This window comes from Lacrimispora sp., from assembly GCF_036758025.1.
Taxonomy (GTDB): domain Bacteria; phylum Bacillota; class Clostridia; order Lachnospirales; family Lachnospiraceae; genus Lacrimispora.
Window position 1 is genome coordinate 84634 of sequence record NZ_DAIOXM010000012.1, and the last position, 21281, is coordinate 105914.

The following is a 21281-nucleotide window of genomic DNA, read 5'->3' on the forward strand; positions in this document are numbered from 1 at the left end:
CTTCTTTATTTAAAAACATATTTTACTGGTTGTCCAACTGGCTTGTGCAGTATGGGCAGCGGGTGGCATTGATATCCACCGGCTTAAAGCAATAGGGGCAATTCTTTTCCTTGGCCGCTGCCGGTGCTGCTTCCTGCTTTTTGCCGTGCAGGGAATTAATTGCCTTGATCATCGCAAAAATAACCACAGCCATAATGAAAAAATTAATCACTGCCGTAATAAACGCACCATAGCCGAATACCGGACCGAGAGCCTGGGCAGCTTCTAAGGTGGAAACATCCGCACCTTGAGGAGCCTCATATAAAAGAAGGAATTTTCCCGAAAAATCTACGCCTCCTGTAATAGCTCCAATCAAAGGAGAAATAATATCTTTTACCAGGGAATTGACAATGCCCTGAAAAGCGGCACCAATAATCACACCGACAGCCAGATCCACCACATTTCCCCGCAAAACAAATTCCTTGAATTCACTTACCATTCCTTTTGTTTTTCCCATAAATACCGCTCCTCTCAAAGTAGCTTCACAATATTATGATCATATTTTACTGTTCTAAAGCAGGAATGTCAAGGCTCATATCCCCATAAAATGGGAGGAGCCGGTGAAATGTGGGTTTCACCGGCGAGTTATGAAAAAAAGTCTTTAATTATTAAACAAGTCTTGGCGTTGTTCTTGTTTATAAATTCATTATAGACCCAAGATATGAAAAAAGTTTGGAGAAGATGTAAATAATATTTGTACGTCTTATGAAGAAATTGTGAAGTACAAAGATTTTGACAATGCCCGTTGCAAAGAAACATGTTCTATTATAGAATAAAGAAGATGCCTATGGCATATGCAAACTTGGAGGATATTTTACATGAAGAAAAATGCAATCGTAGGACAGTCCGGCGGACCCACCGCTGTGATTAACGCAAGCCTTTACGGCGTCATCAGGGAAGGGATGGCCCGGGAAGAAATCGGCCGGGTTTACGGCATGATCAACGGTATCGAAGGCTTCATGTCCGGCAATTATATGGATTTGACAAAGGATTTGACAGAAGAAGAGCTGGAGCTCCTAAAATTAACTCCCGCTGCCTATTTAGGCTCCTGCCGCTATAAACTTCCTGACGACTTATCTTCTCCCTTCTACCCGGCCCTGTTTGAAAAATTCCGGGCTATGGAGATCGGATACTTTTTTTACATCGGCGGAAATGATTCCATGGATACGGTAAGCAAGCTTTCCCGGTATGCGGCCCATCATGAAAGCGATATCCGCTTTATCGGTATTCCCAAAACCATTGACAATGATCTGATCCTTACAGACCACACTCCAGGATACGGAAGCGCCGCCAAATACGTGGCTGATACGGTCCGGGAAATTGTTTTGGATGCTTCTGTTTACCAGCAGAAATCTGTTACCATTATTGAGCTGATGGGACGCCACGCAGGCTGGCTCACTGCTGCCAGCGCTTTGGCCAGAAAGTTTAAAGGGGACAACCCTCTTCTCATCTATCTTCCTGAAACAGCCTTTGACTTTGAGCAGTTTGCTTCCGATGTGGAGGCCGCTTTTCTTAAGACCAGCTCTCTTATCATCTGTGTCTCCGAAGGTCTTTCTGACGGCAGCGGAACATTTATCTGTGAATATGGGGAGGAAATCCGTCTGGATGCCTTTGGTCACAAGATGCTGACAGGAAGCGCAAAAACGCTGGAAAACTTCGTGCGCAGCCGTTTCGGCGTAAAGGTCCGCTCTGTTGAGCTCAATGTAAGCCAGCGCTGCAGCGGCATGCTGGCCTCTGCAACCGACATTGAAGAAGCTGCACAAGCCGGTTCAGAAGGTGTAAAAGCCGCCTTAAACGGCCTGACTGGAATGATGATCGCCTTTGAGCGCACGGGAAATTCTCCCTATTCCATGGAATGCAAGGCTGTTGACGTCAATCAGGTATGCAACCAGGAAAAGCATTTTCCAAGCCAGTGGATCTGCGGCAATGGAACCGATGTGTCAGATGAATTTCTGGAATATGCCCTGCCATTAATCCAGGGAGAGGTTCAAAGAAAAATCGAAGACGGCAGACCCTTATATTTATACCGGAAGTAATTCCAATATTTCTATTTTCCCAGAAGGCACAGCAGCCGGAAACTGCTGTGTCTTTTCTTATTATAAACTTAGTCACAAATCCGCCTTTTCCCGATTTATCTTGGTTTTTCATGTATTTTTTGGAAACTTGTCTCATATAATTAAAATAAAACCTTTTTTCTTTTGAGCATTTATAGGAGAGCCCAAACAATGAACGAAGAATACTTTTTAGACCGAATTCCTTGCGGCATACTGAAGCTTAAAACCGACCAAAGCTTTACTGTCCTTTACTGCAATTCAATGATTAAAACATGGTTTCAGACTCCTGCTCTCCTGAAGGACATGGTATTGGAGGCGGATTATCCCAGGCTTTCAGAAGGAATGCGAAGTTATTTGTCAGGACAGACAGATACGGCGGAATGGGAATTCAGGGCCAGAAAACAGAAACCTTATATGTGGTGTTCCATGCAGGTCAGTCTTGTACCTGAGGAAGACCTGTTATACTGTTCCCTTTCTGATATCACATACCCGAAAACGCTTCAGGAACAGCTGAGGGTGCGGGAGGAACAATACCGGCTGGCAAGCCAGCACTCCGGCTGCCTTGTAAGCATTTATGACATCAGTTCCAAAACCCTGACACCTTCTCCTGAATTTTCCAGAGCCTTTCCATTTCCCTATACCCAGCCCCTCTCTTCTGAATCTCTCGCAGAAAATGGCATGGTACATAAGGAAAGCCTCCTGGATGCCTGGGACCTTTATAAAAAAATGGATCAGGGAATTCCAAACGGAAAATCTATCCTGCGGCTGAAAACTGCTTCCAGGGAATACCGCTGGTTTTCCGCCCGTTATTCTCTGATATATACGGAGGATCAAAAGCCTCTGAGGGGGATTATATCTTATCAGGATATTACGGACCAATATGAAAAAGAGCTGGCCTATCAACGGTGGATGGAATACATGGAGGAGCAGAAAAAAGACTGTATCGGATGTTATGAATATAATTTAAAATTTGATCTGTTTGAAGAAATTATAGGGGAAACGACCCATACCGTACCGGAAAGCATTTCCAGTTCTTTTTCTGATATGATAAACTACATTGCCGAACATCACATTTTTGAAGAGGACAGAGAAATTTATTTAAAATTTTTTAATAAAAATCAGCTTCTCTACAACTATTACCGGGGAAGCCGGTCCCTGCGTCTGGAACACCGCCGCTTAAGGGAGGATGGAACCGTTTACTGGGGACTTGGCCTTATTCAGCTTGTTTCAGATCCTTATACAGATACCATTAAGGCCTTTATATTCATCAAGGATATTGACAAGTCCAAACAAGAGGCTTTAAGCCTGCAGGAAATGTCGGAGCGGGATTCCCTGACAGGACTTTTAAACAGGGCCGCAGCCTTGCGGACAATACACAGTATATTAAAAGACAGCCAGGGCCACCACATTCTCATTATGCTGGATATTGACCGTTTTAAGCAGCTCAATGACAAATATGGGCATATGTTCGGGGATAAGGCTCTTCACCGGGCAGCTTCAAGGCTTAAATCTGCATTAAGGCGTGATGATGTGTTGGGGCGCATGGGAGGGGATGAATTTATCATCCTTTTAAAAGACGTTTCTTATTGCATGGATCTGTATTCCAGGCTGGAAAAGTTCTGCAGCTTAATCTCCAGTTCCTTAGAACCGGAAGCATTTATTTCCGGCAGCCTGGGAACAGCCGCATATCCGGAGGATGGAACTACCTTTGAGGAGTTGTATGAAAAGGCTGATATTGCTCTTTACCATGCCAAATCCCAGGGGAGGAACCAGTACGCGGTCTATGAATCAGGAATGTCTATGCCCAATCAATGATTATTGGAAGGCAGCATATCGGGATTATGAATGATAATCCGACATGCTGCCTTTTTGTAAAAGCTTATTCTTCTTTACTCTCCTGGTTCTCTACATAAAATTGGTAACGTTCTTCATAAGAGATTTCCCGGATGATTTGATTGATTGTCCATGTGTAGCCAAATGGGTCTGTAATCTCTGCATATCTTGTGCCCATAAACTCAGATGGCTCCTGTCCAACCACTGCACCGTTTTCTACAGCCTTTTTCAGTACGGCATCCGTATCAGCCACAATGATCTGAAGCCATATGGAATCTACTTCACCTTTCTTGGGCGGATAGCAGCTATAAGATGCATTTTCATCAATCAGGCGTAATTCAACATTTCCGACTGTGATATTGGCCTCGTTTTCACCTTTTTTATCCGGGAAGTGAAATACATCGCCCCGCTTGGCATCAAAAACTTTTTCGTAAAATTCCATTGCTTCCATGGCGTCCGCTACAACCATGTTTAATGTTAATTTGTTATTCATATTTACTTCACTCCTTTTCTACGTTTTTCCATATCTGTATAGTTCATTTAACCATATCTTTTGCTTTCGATAATCAATTGAATTCTCTTGGATTCACCTTATAAAAATACTCTTACAATTAGCGTCATATTGCTTAGAGGTCAGGAGAATAGCCATTTCTTCTATAGAAGAAGTAGCAGCAATAAAACAAAGCACAAGTCCTGGGATTAATAAAATTGTGTTGAAGATAAGCACAATCGGAGCGTATAAATACAAAAGAATTCCCGTGGCTTTATTTCCCCATGTATGCATTGCTGCCCATGTTTTAAATTTTGCCCTTGTGATTATGAAATTAATCACCCTTAAAATAGTGACAAGGGCTATTCCGATGATTGCCCAATGTGTTTTAATTATATCGGTATAAACAATCAACAAATATAAGACTGCTCCGGAGAAAGCGGCATCTCCCAAACTGTCCAGACGCTCTCCCAGCCTTGTCTCCAGCTTATATCGGCGAGCTAAATATCCATCCGCCACATCACTAATACCGCACAAAAAATATCCTGTTATAAATAAAACCGGGTACTGAAACAGGAGTGTTAAAACAATAGAAATCAATAGCCGGATTAAAGAAAGACTGTTGGGTATATGTTTTATAATTAAACTTCTCCTTTCGTTGGATTGTGTCAGGCGGTAAATTGGGGGTTATCTCTCAATTAGAATTGATGATCCCACCGATTTATCACCGTTTAACCATTGCCATTCTTCGTGAAGTTCTAACTTTCCATTTGGTAAAACATGAGGGGTACTGCGGCATTTTCCAATTCTTATTTGCCCCTTTTCATTTATGTGCTGATAATGGAAATCCAGTATTCCTTTATCAGATACAGTTCCGATCAAATGGCCTCTGATAACTTCACCGCCGGTATATTCAGCCCATAAAATATTACTGCTTTGATGATATTGAAAAATTGTTTCCTCATCTACTTCCCCATTTTCGCTGTTGACTTTTGGGTTGAAAACTTTTCCATTGTAATTTATTTGGGAATCTGATATGGATATGTCTTTTTCCATTACATCATAAAACAGGTAATCTCCGTTTTCAGTCAAAATAGAATGAGATTCTATTTCCTTATAACCACGCCTTAAATAAATTTCTTTGGCTGGGAGGGAGGCATCTAATCGGATTTTTGTATATTTATTTGCTATTATCTGCTCTGCAAAATTCAGTAATACGCCTCCATATCCTTTTCCTTGATATTGAGGCAAAACAAAAAGACGGCATATCTCAAATTCTTTAATAGTTACAGTTCCAATTGGAACTGCTTCAATTTCAAGAATGAATATATTTTGTGATATAATATCAGTTTCTATATTTGCCTTGCAATGATGTGAAAGAAAAAAATCAACTGCTCCCTTTGGATAATAACGGGAATATATAGTTTGTATTGTTTCATGTACAATGTCCTTTACAAATCCTAAATCGGTAAGGCTGGCATTCCTTATATTCATAATCAATACCTCGTCAGATTTCTGCTTATTGATACAATGATCATATCTTTTTTCCGGTTTAAATACTATTGCTCATTCCGTTATTATCAAAACCTATTGCAATATAGAAATTATCCCCTTTTTTTTCACAAAACTGATACACATATTTACTGTTCCTTTCTTTCAAACTTTTATTTAAAATCTCCGTATCATGATTCCTTTCATATACTCAGTTTCATTATGGGTTTGATAAACAACTTCCTTTTCTTCTTCTGTGCATCCAATTAATATCTTTATTTCAGAATCACGTTTGATTAAATCGATAATACATATAATGGCATCTGCTGTCTGATCACGTTTCGTCCCTAGCCAAAGATCAATACCGCCGCCATCCATGGATGTTGTGTTTTTTAGATATCCATAATCAACCTTATACAAGAAATCAGGATAGCGAGGGTGTGTACTGCCCTTGGGCCTATCAATAACAATTTCTGACTCTGCTATCAGTTTATCTATGCTATTCCAAAATTCATTATCCATATAGCCAAAATCCCCTATCAAATCTTATTTTTATAAATGGGCTATCTTAATATCTGCCCAGCCATTATAACATGTCTTTAACTGGGGTTTAATTCACTCTTCAACCTTTTTAAAACCATCTTTTATATAAAGTTTTATCGCATGTTCATTTATATCCACAACAAAAAGTCTTAAATATTCATCTCACTTCTGTCTATCGAATAAATAAGCTTTCTGTTATAAACTCATTATAATTTCATCTACAGATAAAATTTGTGCATACCGGTTATTCCATATTTTTTCTTCGTAATATTCCAGTAAATCCTCTGCTTTCGCAAAATCATTATCATATGTTGTAGTGGCTTTTTTAGGAATCGTAACATGATAGCCCATTTCAAATGCAACTTTGCATGTAGCATCGATACAGTATTCCGTCTGCATACCGCATATTATTATATTTCTTGCACCGATTGCCTGCAAATATTGATTTAGTTCCGTTTGTCTAAATGCACTATTATATTTTTTATCAATGATCTTATCATCATCTTCCGGTGCTATTTCATCATAAATCTGCCAGCCCCTGCTGCCCTTTTCTAATTCATCGCCTTTTCCTCCATCATGGCGGACATATATAATGGGTATATTCTTTTCCCTAAAAGTATTCATGATTCGTTTTATATTAGAAGTCATCATCTTCTCATCAAACGGATACTCTTCTATCAAAGCAGTTTGTACATCTATAATAAGCAATGCATCGTATTTCATATACCTCACCTCGCAAATTTTCTATTTATTTATGTAATATAAAAATCTTGTATCCATAATACCATGTATTTCCATACAAATAAAGGACGCACGGTAAAATCATTTTACAGCGCATCCTTACCTGTTTCCATGCCGAGTTAACCCTAAAACCATAAGATCACCACCATCAATATTTATAATTTTATAATAAAATATATTTTACAATATAAAACCAAATGAATTAAATATAATAGCAATTGACTTAAACACTTATTGCTTATAGATGTCTGGAATCATGAGCTTCATAAGTGTATCTCAAACGATTCTGGGTGGAATTTCCATAGTCGATGGCTTTAGCCGGGCAACGATGCAGACACCTCAGACAATGATCGCATTTAGGCTTCACCCAAGTAGGCCTGCTTCCTTTCATTTCAATTGCATGGACAGGACAATTTTTCATGCATACCTCACATCCAATGCAGAAGCTATTCACGTGAAAAGGTGCAGTATTCCGTGCTTTTTCATATTGATCGTGAATCTTGGGCGTTACTTTGCGAATGAACCCATTGCTATGATAAGGCTTTTGTGCTCCCTCAATAATCTTGCCAAGCTTTTTTTCTGCGCGAAGCAATTTTCTTTTCTGTATATCAAAAGACGGCACATCATGTAATATCGAATAGTTTGTGACCATGACCAGTGAATGGACTATAGGCTTAGGAAGACCCTTTTCCAAAAGCAGCCTTTCTATGGAATCATCCGCACCACCCAAGTATCCGCCGCAGGTGATGATTACCACGATTTCTTTAACATTCCTAAATTCGCTGTTTCGGATAAACGTTTCCATTCTGTTGGAGATACCCCAAAAACAGTTAAAGGTCACCAGAAATAATACTTCGCCATCTTCCAAGCAAAATGAGGAGGGCTGCTCAAAGTCGCAGACATCGATAAGATTCCCCTTAAATTCTTTATGTAATTTTAAAGCAACATGTTTGGAATTGCCGGTTGAGCTATAATATATGACCATTGGAGTACCCCCTAATTTACTATATAAAACATAACTTTCAGCAGTGAAAGAAGTTGTATCTTTTCTGGAGTATTTATAGAAAAATAATTTTAGAATTCAGAAACGATTATACACGCATTATTCCTGGTCACCCGCTGGAATGCTTCTAAAGTAAATATGATTACCATCAGGATCAACAAAATGCATATTGCGTGCTCCCCACGAACGTGTGGTGGGCGGCTCAATAATCTCAATTTTATAATTCTTTAAACGCTCATATTCTGCATCAACATTATCAACCGTAAATGCCAATACAATATTTGAATTCTGTTTTACTGCATTTGCTCCATCATTATAAATCGTTAATGCAGTTCCCTCTGTAATGATAAACTGATGCACAGGGTCATCACTTCCATTATCAACTTGTAAGATGGCTTTATAAAAATCTGCGAGAGTAATCACATCGTTTGTCAGCAAGCTTACTTCCCCAATGGTCATTTTGGCCTCCTTATAGTTGCTTTTCTATTATAAATAAGAAAAATTCAAAACATATGTGAAAAGATTTCAAAAACTTTATAATGTATTAGTTTATACTACTTTGGTGGAACATGCAAGAATCAATGAGCATAAAACGCTTGCTTATCTCCTAAAATCTAAACATGAAAAAGCCAACACTTATAAAAAACAAGTGCTGGCTTCTTCATGTTCAAAACGTATAGGATTATTTGCAGTATATCAATACTGCATCCCGCAGGAATGCCGCGCATCCAACCGCGATTTTATCATAATATTCAGTAAAACGCGGATCATCCACATACATCTGTGTTACACCGATATGAGCTTCCTTACTGTACTGATCCCAGAAGAAGCATAGCCATTTTTTATGCAGCTCACACGCCTTTTGTGCGAGTTCGCTTGCGGGATCACCCTGTTCAAACGCAGCTTTCAGCGTCTCGTTCAGTTCATCCGATAACTTTTCAACTTCGGCATACTGTTCCTTGCTCATTCCTTTAACCTTAGCATTGGAGCGGTCAACAGCATCATCGCCGTATTTTTCCCGGATTTCTTCACCGTACTGCTGCTCATTGTCATCAACCATCTTCTGAAGGAAGCCGTCAAATTTTTCCTGATCATTCATAATAGTTTCTCCTTTCGCCGCTTTTATGGTTTTTTCCACATTAGCGATCAATGTGTTTAATTGTTTTTGCTTTGCCAGCAGGGCTGACAAATGGCTTTCCAGAGCTTCCTGTCTGTCAAAATTTTCAGAAGAGAGAATTTTCTTAATTTCCTCAAGGGATACGCCAAGTTCACGATAAAAAAGGATTTGCTGCAGCCGATCAACTTCCTTTTGTCCGTAAATGCGATAATCATTTGAACTCATCCGTACCGGTGAAAGCAGACCGAACTCATCGTAATACCGCAGTGTCCGTGTACTCACTCCCGCTAATTTAGCCAGTTTATTAATGGTGTACTCCATTTCCTCACCTCCCTGCAAAAAGAAGTATAAACTATTACGTTACGTTAATGTCAATAGCTCTTAATAACTTTTTTAAAAACTTTTCAGCCATATCTGATTGCCGTGAATAGATGCCTCTGCCAAAAGAAAGCCGGGGAGTTCTTTCTCCTCGGCTTTCCATTTGCTTTGCACGTCATACACCACATGCGTTTATGTTCCCACAATTAAATCACCTAAATAATTTTTGTCCCTTCTTACTATCCCCATACAGACAAATTTTATTTTGATGTAGAATTTTGACTGCAATCCAACTTCTTTTTAGCAGCAGCTTTTATCATTGACCCAATCGCCATTCCAATTGCAGCACATATAATACCTGACAAGAAGCCTGCGGCATCTGGCATATTGAATTTCTTAAAGGCTATCATGTTGCACAGGCTGAATGTAAAATACGGAGCCAGCGTATTCATGATACCAAAGAAAAGAAGCATGAGCCACTTAACATTAGTCCAGCCATCACCTTTTCCAATAAAGACGGAAATAATTAGCGTGCTGATTGGTAAAACGAAATAGAAAATGACAAGAGAATATCCCATTGCATCTTGATTTCCCCCAAGCCAAAAGACAACAATTGATAATGCCCATATCACAAGATAGGCAATAATCAGAACCAGTCTTGAGAGTTTTTGTTTGCTTTTGACTATATCGGTGCTTTCCTGTAAATATTCAACCATCTTCAAATCCTCCTTCAGCAATTCATCAAGACTGATAGAATATAGGTTGCTTAACGCTATAACGTTGATTATATCAGGATAAGATTTATCATTTTCCCAATTTGATATTGTTTGACGGCTTACTCCTATTTTTTCTGCAACGCTCTCTTGGGTTAATCCCGCAGCCATACGCGTGTTTTTAAGTTTTTGTCCTATATTCATTTGACCCTCCTTTGCCTTTCATTATGCAGCGGTAAACGGAAGTTGTCTATCAAAATCCCTTTACATAGGAGAAACTTGACTGTCAAAATCCTTTTACATCAATAATTCTTACTATTAACACCTAAATTCATCCCCATTGAATCCCTGTTTTTCAGCCATTATATTTATATAAATAATCAGCAGTTAAGGCAGCCGGCAATTTCCTGTTTGCCTGGGCGATGCAATAAGCCAGGCTATATCAACCTCACCTTATTTTTATAATAAATAATAAAGACTAATCCATAAGCCGGAATTTATCATTCTGTTATGAATGACATATCACCCATGCGTTTAATAAAATGTTTTCCCTCATTATTTTCAAACATAAAACTGACCCCTCCTGCCATACCAAACATTTCAGCTTGATTAAGTGATTCTACATCTAAACCAAGCCACATCGTATTAAAGACACTTAGTAAGTCTCCATGTGAGACAACTATTATATTTTCATCCGTACTGTTCATTATCTTTTGATAAAATGGAAGCAGTCTGTTCCATTCATCTCTACGACTTTCTGCATCAGAAAACATTCTATCATCTACGTTTTTTTCTTGGCATTCTATATTTTCTCTCAACCATTGAACAGATTTTCCAACACACTTACCAAGATTTCTCTCTCTTAATTCAGTTGCCAAAACAGGGGATAATCCCAAATATTGTCCAACAATCTCTGCTGTCTGCTTCGCACGCTTTAAATCTGATGAATACATGGCAAAACTTTTACCCTCTAATTCTTTTGATAGCTTTTTTCCAATACACTCTGCTTGTTTCCTTCCCGTCTCAGATAAATCCCAATCAGTCCATGAACCTATCATACCGTTTGTATGATGAATAGATTGGGTATGCTGAATTGTAATAATTGTTTTCATAACATACTCCTTTTTGATGAAATGTTATAACCTTCCCAAGCCTCTTAGATAAAGCAGGTTTACTATAATGTTATTTGATTTCCACCAGTTTTTGCTGATAGCCCACTGATCAGGATAATCATTCCAACTCCAGGGAATATTCCAGGAGCCGTCGGCTAATTGAGTTCTAATAATATATTCGCACTCATACTCCGCAATATTTTTGTTATCATTATAAAATATGCTGTCTTTCGAGTTGAAGAATTGAGAAGGTTTGCAGATATATGAAGATTCCCAATCGGCTAGGTTTTGAGTGATACTGCCTTTTACTTGCTGCATCATCTTTTCCCGGAATTCCCGCAAATTAAAAATACCCGCAGCATCTGTCTCTTCACAATACTCCAGGAGCCGAATATAGCAAGAAAGTGTATGCATATCGTTTTGCTTCTGTACAGCAAAAAGCTGATCAAGTGCATCCGATGTAATACGGCAACCCAGTTTGTATAATTCACTTTGTTTATCTGCGAAACGTATGATAAATCCTGCGAGACAAGCGGTTGGGTTATAATTGTTGTGACAAATACTGCCACTATCCATATGCCACCAGGGTGCATGGGGATAATCATTATTGCTTTTTACAGTGTTATACCAAAAGTGCCCTTGGAAGTCTTTGCCGCTTTCAAGATAGTGTAAAATACCTTGAAAGATTGTGTGGGTATTGTCTGTAAAATTAATCTCACGCAGGATTTCCGTGGCTGCCCAAGTCTGTATTGGTGATGAATTAGGATTCCATGAATCTGCTTCCAAACCATGCCCAAAACCACCATCTGCATTTTGAAAATAGGACAAGACGTTTAATACAGCTTTTTTGCTGCCGCTTTCAAAATGATATTGCCACCGTGCCAAATCTAATGGCCGTGCGTTACGGTAAATAAATTCTCTTGCCTTCTCGTAAACCTTTTCCATAGGAATACTCCTTCTGTTGTATTGATAAAACTCAGATGGCGTCTGAATTCAAGTTATTGAGTCACAGCAATAAAACATTTTTATTATAGCTCATCAAGTATAATAAAGAAACCGTATAAAAAAGACTTTTCGTTTGGTAGGATAGTACTTATAATCTGAGCAGTAAGTTGGGACAATGGATATCAATAGAAATCCTTCATCCACTAAGTCTGCAAATACACTTGCATCCATAATATCACATTTCTTTGGATAAAAAAAAGACATATCTTCCTTTGGAGAAAGATATATCTTTTTTGTAGTAATTATGGTAAAAAGGGGTTACTATTAAGCAAATTTATCTACGCAGAACATCCATGATAAATAGCCTATCTCTTCCAAATTTTCTAAGCCATCTTTCCTGTAATCTCTTCTTTGGACCCTTCCTTGTTGCTAACCATGTGAGAATCTTCTGTATCTTCATATTTACAGCACCTCCTTTTACGGTTTTCCATGTAAATTACTTTTACTGAAATTTCATATGTAGTACGGATAAAAGTGTTGGTAAAAAGAATCAATATAAATTAATTGCCCACTAAGGTGTGTACCTCTTCATGTTTCTGATATCGGCTAATTCTGGTTGATGCACTTGTTTCTTACACTATGATTATAACAAGGCAATGTAAAATCCATATGCATGTTTCAATATAGTTTAGGTAAAATTAAAAGAGCTGTATAAAAATAGTTTTACGTATTTCTATGCAGCCAGAGCGTAAAGGGTTACATTTTACCGCCATGATTCCCCATACAATGCAGATTATGTTGTAAGAACATATTTTCTATATAGACACTCAAATCGCATCGGTTGAAAAAGCTTTTTTTCAGAAGCTTAGTGAACAGACTTATGAAGAAAGATATAATGAAATCAGGGAGGAAATCTCCAACGAAATATGAAGAGAATGCCAAGACAGAGGATCTTTCAGAATATTACAGGATATATTGCAGCGCCAGCCAGAATAAATTGACCGGTGGTATTTTATATTTTTGTATTCACAATAAAAGAAAAAATTTATGTATTCTGGAATGGGTAATATTAGATGTAACCTAGCACAAGCAGCCGTCCCAGCGGTCGGATGAATGCCATCGGCCGCTTACCCATACGTGCGTGACCCGGATGTTTTCAGATAGGCAGCGGAGAAAATACTAAGAAAGCCTTCAATTAACACGGTACCGCCTTATCTGCCTGTTCTCAATATGCCCCTGCTCTTTTGCCAAATCTAAAAAGATGCAGGGGCATTTCATTCCAATCCATAAAAAACTGGAAGCATAACAAACAGCCGGTTTTTCCGGCAATACTGATTGCACACAATCGTTCATTTTGCTGAAACGATGGAGTGAACAAAATCAAGCATTTCATTTTTTGACTGAATGGTATAAGTATGGTCAACAATCTGATGCTGTGCTTCCGCAGGTAAGGAGAAAAAATAATCCATTGCATTATATTGTTCAAGTGCTAAACCAAGCCCTACCGGTAATTCTAGACCACTGGTGAATTTTTCCATTTTAAACCTCTCTAAAATATGACTATTTACTGCTAAAACCTTAATTAATTTCATAAGGTATATTATTTTGTTTTTTCTCAAAAGTATTCAGAAATAAAAAATAAAGCCTGATTCTTCTAAAACATGGAGCTTCGTACCCACTTCAAGAAAATAGTTCCCATGGCCCTGCTATAAAGCAGACTATTTAACAGCCAAAACCTCAAAATCCAGCGTACCTCGCTCAACGCCATTGATAATAAGCGTAACCGAATGGATTCCGGGATAATGTTTCCTGGAACTTAAATCTGCGAAGGAATGGGTTTTTGTGTATACCTTTTCCTGGTTTTCTTTTAACGAAATCTCGGATATTTGAAATATTTTACGGCTACACTTTCCAGTGGCTTTTACGTAGTCAATGCCATATTCCAGTCTTACCTTTGTCGTTTCCTTTGCTGAAATTGCAAACGAAAAGGTCATATCCTCTCCAATGAGAACAGACGCCGCACTCAGCCCAAAGCCGTTAACATTCACACAATCGGCATCTACAAACCCAAAAATGCTCAGCACATTCTGGTTGCCCTTTTTAAGAAGTGTTCTGCACCCGTGTTTTACGATCCAATCGGTATGATTGTTTTTACCGTACCAATCCTTTGCAATTTTTACAACCAGATCAGGGTGTGTTTTTGAAATATCGTTTAGATTATTGGCCACACTTTTGCGGACATACAGCGATGGGTCGGCTTTTAACTGCTCCAAGATACTTAGAACTGGCGATGGGTCTTTTTTAAAGCTGGGCAGTGCCTGTCCCCATGGCAGCATAGGGCGGCAACCCTCGCTGGCAAGCCGCCGGACATGCTCATTGTCATGCCTGGCCCAAGCGGCCATCTGCTGCATCATACGCTTCTCATGGTTAATGATAAATGGTCTCACCGCAAACTCAGAAGATGAGGATGGGGTATACCTTTCTAAGGCAGCTACCGACAAATCCCAGTGGTGCTCATCCTGCCCAAAGACTTCAACAAAATCTGGAAAATACATCAGAGTAAAGTCGTTAAACCCTGCAGGATAACCGGCAATGACCTTGTCAATGACACCAAGGGCCTGTTCATAATCGGTTGGCAAATACCTTCCTAAATTGATAGCAATTTTCCGCATACGTGCCTTCAGTTCTAGCCCATCCCATGTTTCGTCCATAATGCTGCCCACAAAATTATCAACCTGAAACGAAGGATATACAGCTTTGATACGCAAAGCCAGCTCGTGAAGCGACTTGTAATGATACCTGTTTTTTAGTAATTCGGGCATATGCTTTCCTTTCATTTATAAACTTAGAGCGATTTTATTGTCTGCTTTTTCATGGCTTGGGGCTGCTCGAACGAATGAAACCGATGCTCACTATTTTCCATTCGGAGCCGTTCTTTTGTTACGCCCGGCCACTGCATTATATTTTGGATAAACCGTTTTATTTATCCGCGGCATTCTCCTCACTAAATCCAATTCATCCGTGTGACACCGCAAAGGTTAGTCAAATAATATCATATTTTGACATAAAGAAAAAGACATAATCTCTTCTAAGGGAAAAACATGTCTTTTTTGTAATTACCGTGAAAAAAAAATTTTGAGCTTAAGCAAAATATGCCATAATTAGGTAAAGGTAAAAAGAAGAGAGTCAAAGCCATATAACTTGGACGAGAGAGTTTGAAAGCCGCTGATTTTGGTTTTTCGGCTACAAATTTGGGGGATGATCTGCGAAATTGAATAACCATACCTGATTTCACAGCAAGCGTGTAAATGCAGATAAACACAGACTTTTGGGCATAGAAAAAGGTACGGAATACTGGACAGTTCAACAAAACGGTTTAATACTTTGTCCCTTGTTCAGAACCGTAATCGATCTTATATACTTTTTTTAAACTTCGTAAGACTTTAGTTCGAGATCTTCATAACATGCTTTTATAAAAGAGTTCAGAAAATACCTGAAGTCATTGAAATTGCAAATATTAATTATTGGATTGCTAACTGACTTAATCAGAGCACCCTGGATATCCTTTATCCTAACATATTGGTCACTTTCAAAATATCTTGGGATTTTACAATCTTTATAATGATGAATTGTATTATAACAATGCTTATTATAATCAAGCGAATGACCAGGTACATAGAGTAAGTGCCCCACTTCCGTACCGAGGTCACCAATATCATCGAAGGACTGCAGTTCCTGGATAGATATTTCTTTTTTGGCTAGGCGTAATTTTGCTGTTGTGAGTAAAACTGGAACAATTAGGAACAATCTGTCATTAATACTATACTCCAACCTTTGCCCCCATAGCGCATCAATAGACGCTTTGGGCAACGCATATTTAAGTTGTTGCAATCCATGCTTCATTTCTTTGTCATAGACCGAATCGCCTTTAATTTCAATTCCTTTACGGGTTCTACCAGTATAGCGAAAATATAAGTATGTGTCCCCGTAACGAAGCTTCTGGTTTTTAGAAAACTCTTCAATCATCATGTGGCCTGTTTCAAATTCTTCTTCCGGCACAAAATCAGGTAGGAATAGCCATATGGCATCTGAAAATCTGTGTTTGCATTCTACAGGCAAACATAACAATAGCTCCTTCCCATCTTTTTGAATTAACTTAGTGGCAAAAAGATCAATGGAAAAATCCGTACACACACCTTGTTCATTAAAACGGCTATAGGTGTAATCAATTATAATTTCAAAACCAAGATCATCTGCAATTTTGGCAGCTTCATATTCCAGAATGAATCCGGAAGAAAGTAAATTGTTTTTCCATTTCATAATTTTCCCTTTCAACAAAATATCTATAATAAATATAATAAGCGAATCAACTTATAGTATGTTCAGATATCATCGAATAAATTTACCCTTTAGCTGGCAAAGCAAATCCCAGACTTAGAATCTTTGGGCAAGAATATTGTAAGAAACTGTTAAGCGCTTACAACTCCCCCCTATTCAACAGGCTAAAGCTCATGAAGAAAGACATAGTTTTCCTTCATGGGAAGCTATGTCCTTTGATTTGGAGTAATAGTGGAAAAATATTTTTGGTGTTAAGCGGCGTTACTCGAGGTTTAATCGCCAAATTGGAATTTATCTGTTCCCGATTATGACCATACTATATGATGCAATCAAGAGTTAAAATTTTATGTAGGTATCTTTCACCACAAAAAATTTCATCTTTTATTTGCCCGTTAAAAGCGAATCCCAATTTTTCCACAAACTTAACAGATTCAATTGATGGTAGATTTTTTGAAGTAATGATGTAAAAAAGATTTTATAACTTAATAAGATTTGCATCGTTGATTGGCAAATTGAAATTTGGAAATATCGCACTATACCTATTAGATGACATTAAAAATAATGTTATATCAGATATTGTAGCTCTACTACAAAAGTTGCCCTATCAAGGTTTTCAAACTCTCCGTAACGGAATATTTCGTTATGCATAAGATTAGCTAACGCACCATTCTTTTACTACTGGAAATTTTCATAAGAAGAAGCTATGCAAAAAGACACCAGCTAACACCGAATTTGTCAATAAAACCAACCATACAAGAACTAAAAAAACATGGACCTAAAGGAACTAAAATTTGTGCATCCTGTTCTAGAATCCTAAACGCTTTTTCAACAAGCTCCTTATTGGTCTCACCAAAATGTAAGCAAAATTGCATGGTATTTCCAGTTATCCTTTCTTCTTCGCTCGATTCTGACAATGCTAATATTTGTCCAAATATATCTAATTCGGCATGCATGTAACTTCCATCATCATTTTTATGTTCGTTCATTAGTTTTGCATCAAAAGCTTTTTGATACAATTGAACTGCTTCAGCACTTCCTTTAATATACACTTGCATCATTGCTCTTAGCATACTTATTCCTCTGGATTCTATAATTTATATCCCGAATATAGTTTTGTTATATATCTCATTATTCGTTTTAATTATAAGCTATTAAAATAGAAAAAGAAAGCAATAATTTCATATTGAAATTTATCGCTTTCTTCGATGCAGAAGAAGGGAGTCGAACCCTCAAGGTATTGCTACCACACGGACCTGAACCGTGCGCGTCTGCCAATTCCGCCACTTCTGCTTTTTGCAATTGTCTAAATTGACGAATCAATTTGTACAATTATAATACTACACTTTTCCAAAATAATCAAGCACTTTTTTTATTTTATTTCTCTCCCTTTCACCCCCTATATCCCTTCATACTGCACCTGGTTGCGCCCCATCTCCTTTGCTCTGTAAAGCATACTGTCTGCCGCCTCAATCAGCTCCATCGGATTTCCCGACTCCTCCGGATACAAAGAAGCCACCCCAATGCTGATTGTAGCCCTGGTTGCAGTACCGGAATCGGGAGAAGGAATCTGCAGCGCCTTAATGCTGAGACGTATTTTTTCCGCAGTGATAACAGCCTCCGTCAATTCGGTTTCCGGCAAAATCACCGCAAATTCTTCTCCGCCATAACGGCAAAGAATATCCGCTTCCGCCCTCACCATAGATTTTATGGTGATTGCCACTGCCTGCAGCATCATATCACCTTGGGGATGTCCATATGTATCATTGTAGCACTTGAATAAGTCCACATCAATCATCAGAAGGCTTAAAGGAGCGGCCTTCTCACAAGCGGCCTCCCATTCAGTCCGCATCTTCCTGTCAAAGGCCCTGCGGTTAAAAACACCAGTTAATCCATCCCTCAGACTCATCTCTTCAATAGCCCGCATCTGATTGATAATCTGAATCTGAGTGCTGATCCGGGCCTTTACAATGGCCTTCTTAAAAGGCTTCTTTATATAATCCACTGCTCCCAGCAAAAAGCCCTTTTCCTCATCCTTTTCTCTGTCCAGACCACTGATGACAATAACAGGGATATGTTTCGTGCGTTCACATTCCCCCAGGGAACGGAGAACATCAAAGCCATTTGCATCGGGCAAAATAATATCCAGCAGGATCAGATGGGGGTCAAAGGATTCCAAAATAGAAAATGCCTCCCTGGCACTTGCGGCTGTTTCCAGAATATAGCTGTCCATCAGAATATTTTCCAATATCTTCTGGTTAAATATGCTGTCTTCAACAATCAATATTCTGTTTTTGGTTTTCTCTCCCATCATACCGATCCCTCTCTTGCGCAATTTCGCAGAATTACATAATACTTTTTTCGTCCTATTAGCCTTTACACTGTTTTATATCAATGGTTTACAAAAAAGACATACCTTGCCTTTTCAGGAAAGTATGTCTTTTCCAAATGCGGAAAACAGGACTTAGACCCTCAAGGTATTTCTGCCACACGAAACCAAGCCGTGCGCGTCTGCCAATTCCCCCGCTAATGCTTTTAATTGTGCAAATTGACAAATCAATTTACACGGCTATAATACTATATTTTCAGCCAATAATCAAGCAATTTTTACAAACCGCCTCATCTTTCCCAAGTTCCAAAACCTGAAGATAAAGCCAAAATATAAAAAAACACCTTTAATATTCCCTGGTTTTTATGACTGTTTCCGCATCGGACTGATCGTACACCTTTTCTTCCGTTATAATCCGAAGGGGCATTTCCTTTCCTGCCATCATATCCCGGATCGCCTTCATAAGGGGAGGTCCCAAAAGGGGACTGCATTCCACCGCACAATTGAGCTTTCCGTCTATCATTGCCTGAAATGCTTCCTTTGTCGCATCCACGGAAACAATAATGATATCCTCTCCCGGATTCAATCCATGTGCCTCCAGGGCTTCAATAGCCCCAAGGGCCATGTCATCGTTGTGAGAAAATATAATATCCACATCCCAATTATGACTGCTGATGTATTCCTCAACCACCCTTTTTCCTCCATCATAAGTGAAATCTCCATAATCCGTATATACGATCTGGCATTGGGGATTCTCCTCCAATATTTCAAAAAAACCTTTCTTTCGCTCCTCCGTAGGTGTGGCCCCTTCACTTCCCTGAATCTCTAAAATATGAAGATTTTTCTGCTCCGGCTTTACATGTGCCTTGAGCCAGCGCATGGCCCTCCGCCCTTCTTCCAAAAAGTCAGCTCCAATATAAGTTGTAGTCAAATCATCCCCCGCTTCGATTCTGCGGTCAGACATGACTACAGGGATACCGGCTTCCTTGGCCTCTTTCAAAGCCTCGTCCCAGCCCGTTTCCACCACCGGAGAAACCACGATGACATCCGCCTTTTCCTTAATAAACCTGCGGATGGCCTCAATCTGCTTCTGTTGAGACTGGTCAGCACTGTCAAAAAGAAGCTCCACGTTAAATTCTTTGGCAGCTTCCTGGATCGAGCGGGTATTTGCAAGCCTCCACTGGCTCTCCTGTCCCACCTGAGAATATCCCACAGTAATTCTCCTGCCATCGTCCACAGTTTCCCTGTCAAGAGACGCCAGATATTGACCGGCATTCTGAGGATAGATGGTATGGCTTCTTAAAATCACCTGCTTGGGAACACCGCTTTCCCTGCGCAGAATATTAATGGCATATTGTACTGCCTCTTTTCCTCCAGTGGGACAGGAAATCGTTGCCGCAAGCTTTCCTTTCCTCACCAGATCCACACCTTCATTTTCTCCGGTAAATCCATCACATCCAATGACTTTTATTCTATCAGCCAGATTCCTGTCCTTTAATGCCTCATAGGCTCCAAAAGCCACAGAATCATTGTTGGCAAATATAAGAGAAACACCTTTCAGCTCCTCCTCCATGGCAAAAACCGCATCATAGGCGGGGTCCTTCATATCATTTTTTAAATCACAGATGGTCTTCTCAATATCAGGATAATCCCTTATCACCGAATCAAAGCCCTCGCTTCGCTCCTCGCTCTGAAGGGAACCGGCAGTGGCACGAAGCTCCAGAATTTTCCCCTTGCCGTTTTCCAAAAGCTGAACCGCACACTCTCCGCCCTGCTTTCCGATGAGGTTGTTGTCCGGGCCAATAAACAGGTTATAATCAAAGCCCTCCACGCTCCGGTCCATAACAATAACCGGAACGCCCTCCTGATAGACCTCAGCTACCTTCTTGGTCAGACGGCTGGAATCACAGGGAGAAATGATCAGAAGGTCAATTCCAAAGTCCAGAAGCCTGTCAACATCCTTTTCCTGCTTCTCTACGCTGGAGGTGGCATCTGCTGTGACGATCCTGATATTGGGATACTTTCCCGCCTCTTCCTGAATCTCATGAATCAGCGCAATCCTCCATGCTTCCCTCATGTTTGCCTGGGAAACACCGATCACATATTCCACATCACTTTCATAAACCGTTTTGGTTATTGACCCGTTATAAATCCGGTATCCCAGAAAAACAAATACGGTTATTAATAATACCGCAAGTAATTTCGCTCTTTTTTTCAT

Annotated in this window: 21 protein-coding genes and 1 tRNA gene; 2 read left to right on the forward strand and 20 right to left on the reverse strand. The window is 39.4% G+C overall.

The genetic code is table 11. The annotated features are described in order from the left end of the window. Window positions 1-22: 22 nt before the first annotated feature. Window positions 23-496: a large conductance mechanosensitive channel protein MscL gene (gene mscL / locus V7M78_RS11790; protein WP_333649710.1), complete on the reverse strand. Its 474-nt coding sequence runs from the start codon at window positions 494-496 to the stop codon at window positions 23-25. 361 nt (window positions 497-857) lie between these two features. Here mscL and V7M78_RS11795 point away from each other — a divergent pair, with 361 nt between their 5' ends. Both V7M78_RS11795 and V7M78_RS11800 read left to right on the forward strand, forming a co-directional pair. Next, window positions 858-2075 (forward strand): 6-phosphofructokinase, encoded by a 1218-nt coding sequence (locus V7M78_RS11795; protein WP_333649712.1) that lies wholly within the window; start codon window positions 858-860, stop codon window positions 2073-2075. 189 nt (window positions 2076-2264) lie between these two features. Then, window positions 2265-3908, forward strand: a complete 1644-nt coding sequence (locus V7M78_RS11800) for a sensor domain-containing diguanylate cyclase (RefSeq protein ID WP_333649714.1) — start codon at window positions 2265-2267, stop codon at window positions 3906-3908. 64 nt (window positions 3909-3972) lie between these two features. On the opposite strand, the gene V7M78_RS11805 is transcribed toward V7M78_RS11800, so the two are convergent. From V7M78_RS11805 to V7M78_RS11895, 19 genes are all read right to left on the reverse strand, one after another. After that, complete coding sequence (locus tag V7M78_RS11805) at window positions 3973-4419, reverse strand: VOC family protein (RefSeq protein ID WP_333649716.1); 447 nt, start codon at window positions 4417-4419, stop codon at window positions 3973-3975. 93 nt (window positions 4420-4512) lie between these two features. Continuing rightward, on the reverse strand, window positions 4513-5097 hold the full coding sequence (locus tag V7M78_RS11810) for a CDP-alcohol phosphatidyltransferase family protein (RefSeq protein ID WP_333649819.1): 585 nt from the start codon (window positions 5095-5097) through the stop codon (window positions 4513-4515). A 6-nt stretch (window positions 5098-5103) separates the two neighbouring features. After that, on the reverse strand, window positions 5104-5910 hold the full coding sequence (locus tag V7M78_RS11815; RefSeq protein ID WP_333649718.1) for a GNAT family N-acetyltransferase: 807 nt from the start codon (window positions 5908-5910) through the stop codon (window positions 5104-5106). A gap of 174 nt (window positions 5911-6084) precedes the next feature. Beyond that, window positions 6085-6429, reverse strand: a complete 345-nt coding sequence (locus V7M78_RS11820; protein ID WP_333649720.1) for an inorganic pyrophosphatase — start codon at window positions 6427-6429, stop codon at window positions 6085-6087. A gap of 216 nt (window positions 6430-6645) precedes the next feature. Next, on the reverse strand, window positions 6646-7173 hold the full coding sequence (locus V7M78_RS11825; protein ID WP_333649722.1) for a cysteine hydrolase family protein: 528 nt from the start codon (window positions 7171-7173) through the stop codon (window positions 6646-6648). Window positions 7174-7429: 256 nt separating this feature from the next. Continuing rightward, window positions 7430-8176, reverse strand: a complete 747-nt coding sequence (locus V7M78_RS11830) for an EFR1 family ferrodoxin (protein WP_333649724.1) — start codon at window positions 8174-8176, stop codon at window positions 7430-7432. A 117-nt stretch (window positions 8177-8293) separates the two neighbouring features. Further along, on the reverse strand, window positions 8294-8653 hold the full coding sequence (locus V7M78_RS11835) for a VOC family protein (RefSeq protein WP_333649726.1): 360 nt from the start codon (window positions 8651-8653) through the stop codon (window positions 8294-8296). A 223-nt stretch (window positions 8654-8876) separates the two neighbouring features. Next, window positions 8877-9632: a MerR family transcriptional regulator gene (locus V7M78_RS11840; protein WP_333649728.1), complete on the reverse strand. Its 756-nt coding sequence runs from the start codon at window positions 9630-9632 to the stop codon at window positions 8877-8879. A gap of 257 nt (window positions 9633-9889) precedes the next feature. Then, a complete protein-coding gene (locus V7M78_RS11845) occupies window positions 9890-10546 on the reverse strand; it encodes a helix-turn-helix domain-containing protein (RefSeq protein ID WP_333649730.1) in 657 nt (218 codons plus the stop codon). Between the two features lie 296 nt (window positions 10547-10842). After that, entirely contained in the window at window positions 10843-11454 is a 612-nt protein-coding gene (locus V7M78_RS11850) for a histidine phosphatase family protein (RefSeq protein ID WP_333649732.1), read from the reverse strand. Between the two features lie 24 nt (window positions 11455-11478). Beyond that, window positions 11479-12399, reverse strand: coding sequence for a hypothetical protein (locus V7M78_RS11855; RefSeq protein WP_333649734.1), 921 nt, complete (start codon window positions 12397-12399; stop codon window positions 11479-11481). Window positions 12400-12733: 334 nt separating this feature from the next. Beyond that, window positions 12734-12859, reverse strand: a complete 126-nt coding sequence (locus V7M78_RS11860) for a hypothetical protein (protein WP_333649736.1) — start codon at window positions 12857-12859, stop codon at window positions 12734-12736. A gap of 889 nt (window positions 12860-13748) precedes the next feature. Continuing rightward, window positions 13749-13937: a hypothetical protein gene (locus V7M78_RS11865; RefSeq protein ID WP_333649738.1), complete on the reverse strand. Its 189-nt coding sequence runs from the start codon at window positions 13935-13937 to the stop codon at window positions 13749-13751. A gap of 180 nt (window positions 13938-14117) precedes the next feature. Beyond that, a complete protein-coding gene (locus V7M78_RS11870) occupies window positions 14118-15221 on the reverse strand; it encodes a DNA alkylation repair protein (RefSeq protein ID WP_333649740.1) in 1104 nt (367 codons plus the stop codon). Between the two features lie 604 nt (window positions 15222-15825). Next, on the reverse strand, window positions 15826-16719 hold the full coding sequence (locus V7M78_RS11875; protein ID WP_333649742.1) for a hypothetical protein: 894 nt from the start codon (window positions 16717-16719) through the stop codon (window positions 15826-15828). Between the two features lie 719 nt (window positions 16720-17438). After that, entirely contained in the window at window positions 17439-17807 is a 369-nt protein-coding gene (locus tag V7M78_RS11880) for a VOC family protein (protein ID WP_333649744.1), read from the reverse strand. 136 nt (window positions 17808-17943) lie between these two features. After that, window positions 17944-18027: transfer RNA gene (locus tag V7M78_RS11885), tRNA-Leu, on the reverse strand. Window positions 18028-18133: 106 nt separating this feature from the next. Further along, the gene (locus tag V7M78_RS11890) at window positions 18134-19048 is read right to left on the reverse strand and encodes a GGDEF domain-containing protein (RefSeq protein WP_333649746.1); all 915 of its coding nucleotides are present in this window, start codon (window positions 19046-19048) and stop codon (window positions 18134-18136) included. A gap of 361 nt (window positions 19049-19409) precedes the next feature. Further along, a complete protein-coding gene (locus tag V7M78_RS11895) occupies window positions 19410-21281 on the reverse strand; it encodes a substrate-binding domain-containing protein (RefSeq protein ID WP_333649748.1) in 1872 nt (623 codons plus the stop codon).

Excerpts from the sequence above, each read along its gene's own strand:
- V7M78_RS11880 (WP_333649744.1), bottom strand. The coding sequence starts at position 17,807 with ATGCTAAGAGCAATGATGCAAGTGTATATTAAAGGAAGTGCTGAAGCA.
- V7M78_RS11825 (WP_333649722.1), bottom strand. The coding sequence starts at position 7,173 with ATGAAATACGATGCATTGCTTATTATAGATGTACAAACTGCTTTGATA.
- V7M78_RS11800 (WP_333649714.1), top strand. The coding sequence starts at position 2,265 with ATGAACGAAGAATACTTTTTAGACCGAATTCCTTGCGGCATACTGAAG.
- V7M78_RS11865 (WP_333649738.1), bottom strand. The coding sequence starts at position 13,937 with ATGGAAAAATTCACCAGTGGTCTAGAATTACCGGTAGGGCTTGGTTTA.
- V7M78_RS11830 (WP_333649724.1), bottom strand. The coding sequence starts at position 8,176 with ATGGTCATATATTATAGCTCAACCGGCAATTCCAAACATGTTGCTTTA.
- V7M78_RS11860 (WP_333649736.1), bottom strand. The coding sequence starts at position 12,859 with ATGAAGATACAGAAGATTCTCACATGGTTAGCAACAAGGAAGGGTCCA.
- V7M78_RS11845 (WP_333649730.1), bottom strand. The coding sequence starts at position 10,546 with ATGAATATAGGACAAAAACTTAAAAACACGCGTATGGCTGCGGGATTA.
- V7M78_RS11815 (WP_333649718.1), bottom strand. The coding sequence starts at position 5,910 with ATGAATATAAGGAATGCCAGCCTTACCGATTTAGGATTTGTAAAGGAC.
- V7M78_RS11820 (WP_333649720.1), bottom strand. The coding sequence starts at position 6,429 with ATGGATAATGAATTTTGGAATAGCATAGATAAACTGATAGCAGAGTCA.
- V7M78_RS11875 (WP_333649742.1), bottom strand. The coding sequence starts at position 16,719 with ATGAAATGGAAAAACAATTTACTTTCTTCCGGATTCATTCTGGAATAT.
- V7M78_RS11855 (WP_333649734.1), bottom strand. The coding sequence starts at position 12,399 with ATGGAAAAGGTTTACGAGAAGGCAAGAGAATTTATTTACCGTAACGCA.
- V7M78_RS11890 (WP_333649746.1), bottom strand. The coding sequence starts at position 19,048 with ATGATGGGAGAGAAAACCAAAAACAGAATATTGATTGTTGAAGACAGC.
- mscL (WP_333649710.1), bottom strand. The coding sequence starts at position 496 with ATGGGAAAAACAAAAGGAATGGTAAGTGAATTCAAGGAATTTGTTTTG.
- V7M78_RS11895 (WP_333649748.1), bottom strand. The coding sequence starts at position 21,281 with ATGAAAAAAAGAGCGAAATTACTTGCGGTATTATTAATAACCGTATTT.
- V7M78_RS11795 (WP_333649712.1), top strand. The coding sequence starts at position 858 with ATGAAGAAAAATGCAATCGTAGGACAGTCCGGCGGACCCACCGCTGTG.
- V7M78_RS11840 (WP_333649728.1), bottom strand. The coding sequence starts at position 9,632 with ATGGAGTACACCATTAATAAACTGGCTAAATTAGCGGGAGTGAGTACA.
- V7M78_RS11870 (WP_333649740.1), bottom strand. The coding sequence starts at position 15,221 with ATGCCCGAATTACTAAAAAACAGGTATCATTACAAGTCGCTTCACGAG.
- V7M78_RS11850 (WP_333649732.1), bottom strand. The coding sequence starts at position 11,454 with ATGAAAACAATTATTACAATTCAGCATACCCAATCTATTCATCATACA.
- V7M78_RS11805 (WP_333649716.1), bottom strand. The coding sequence starts at position 4,419 with ATGAATAACAAATTAACATTAAACATGGTTGTAGCGGACGCCATGGAA.
- V7M78_RS11835 (WP_333649726.1), bottom strand. The coding sequence starts at position 8,653 with ATGACCATTGGGGAAGTAAGCTTGCTGACAAACGATGTGATTACTCTC.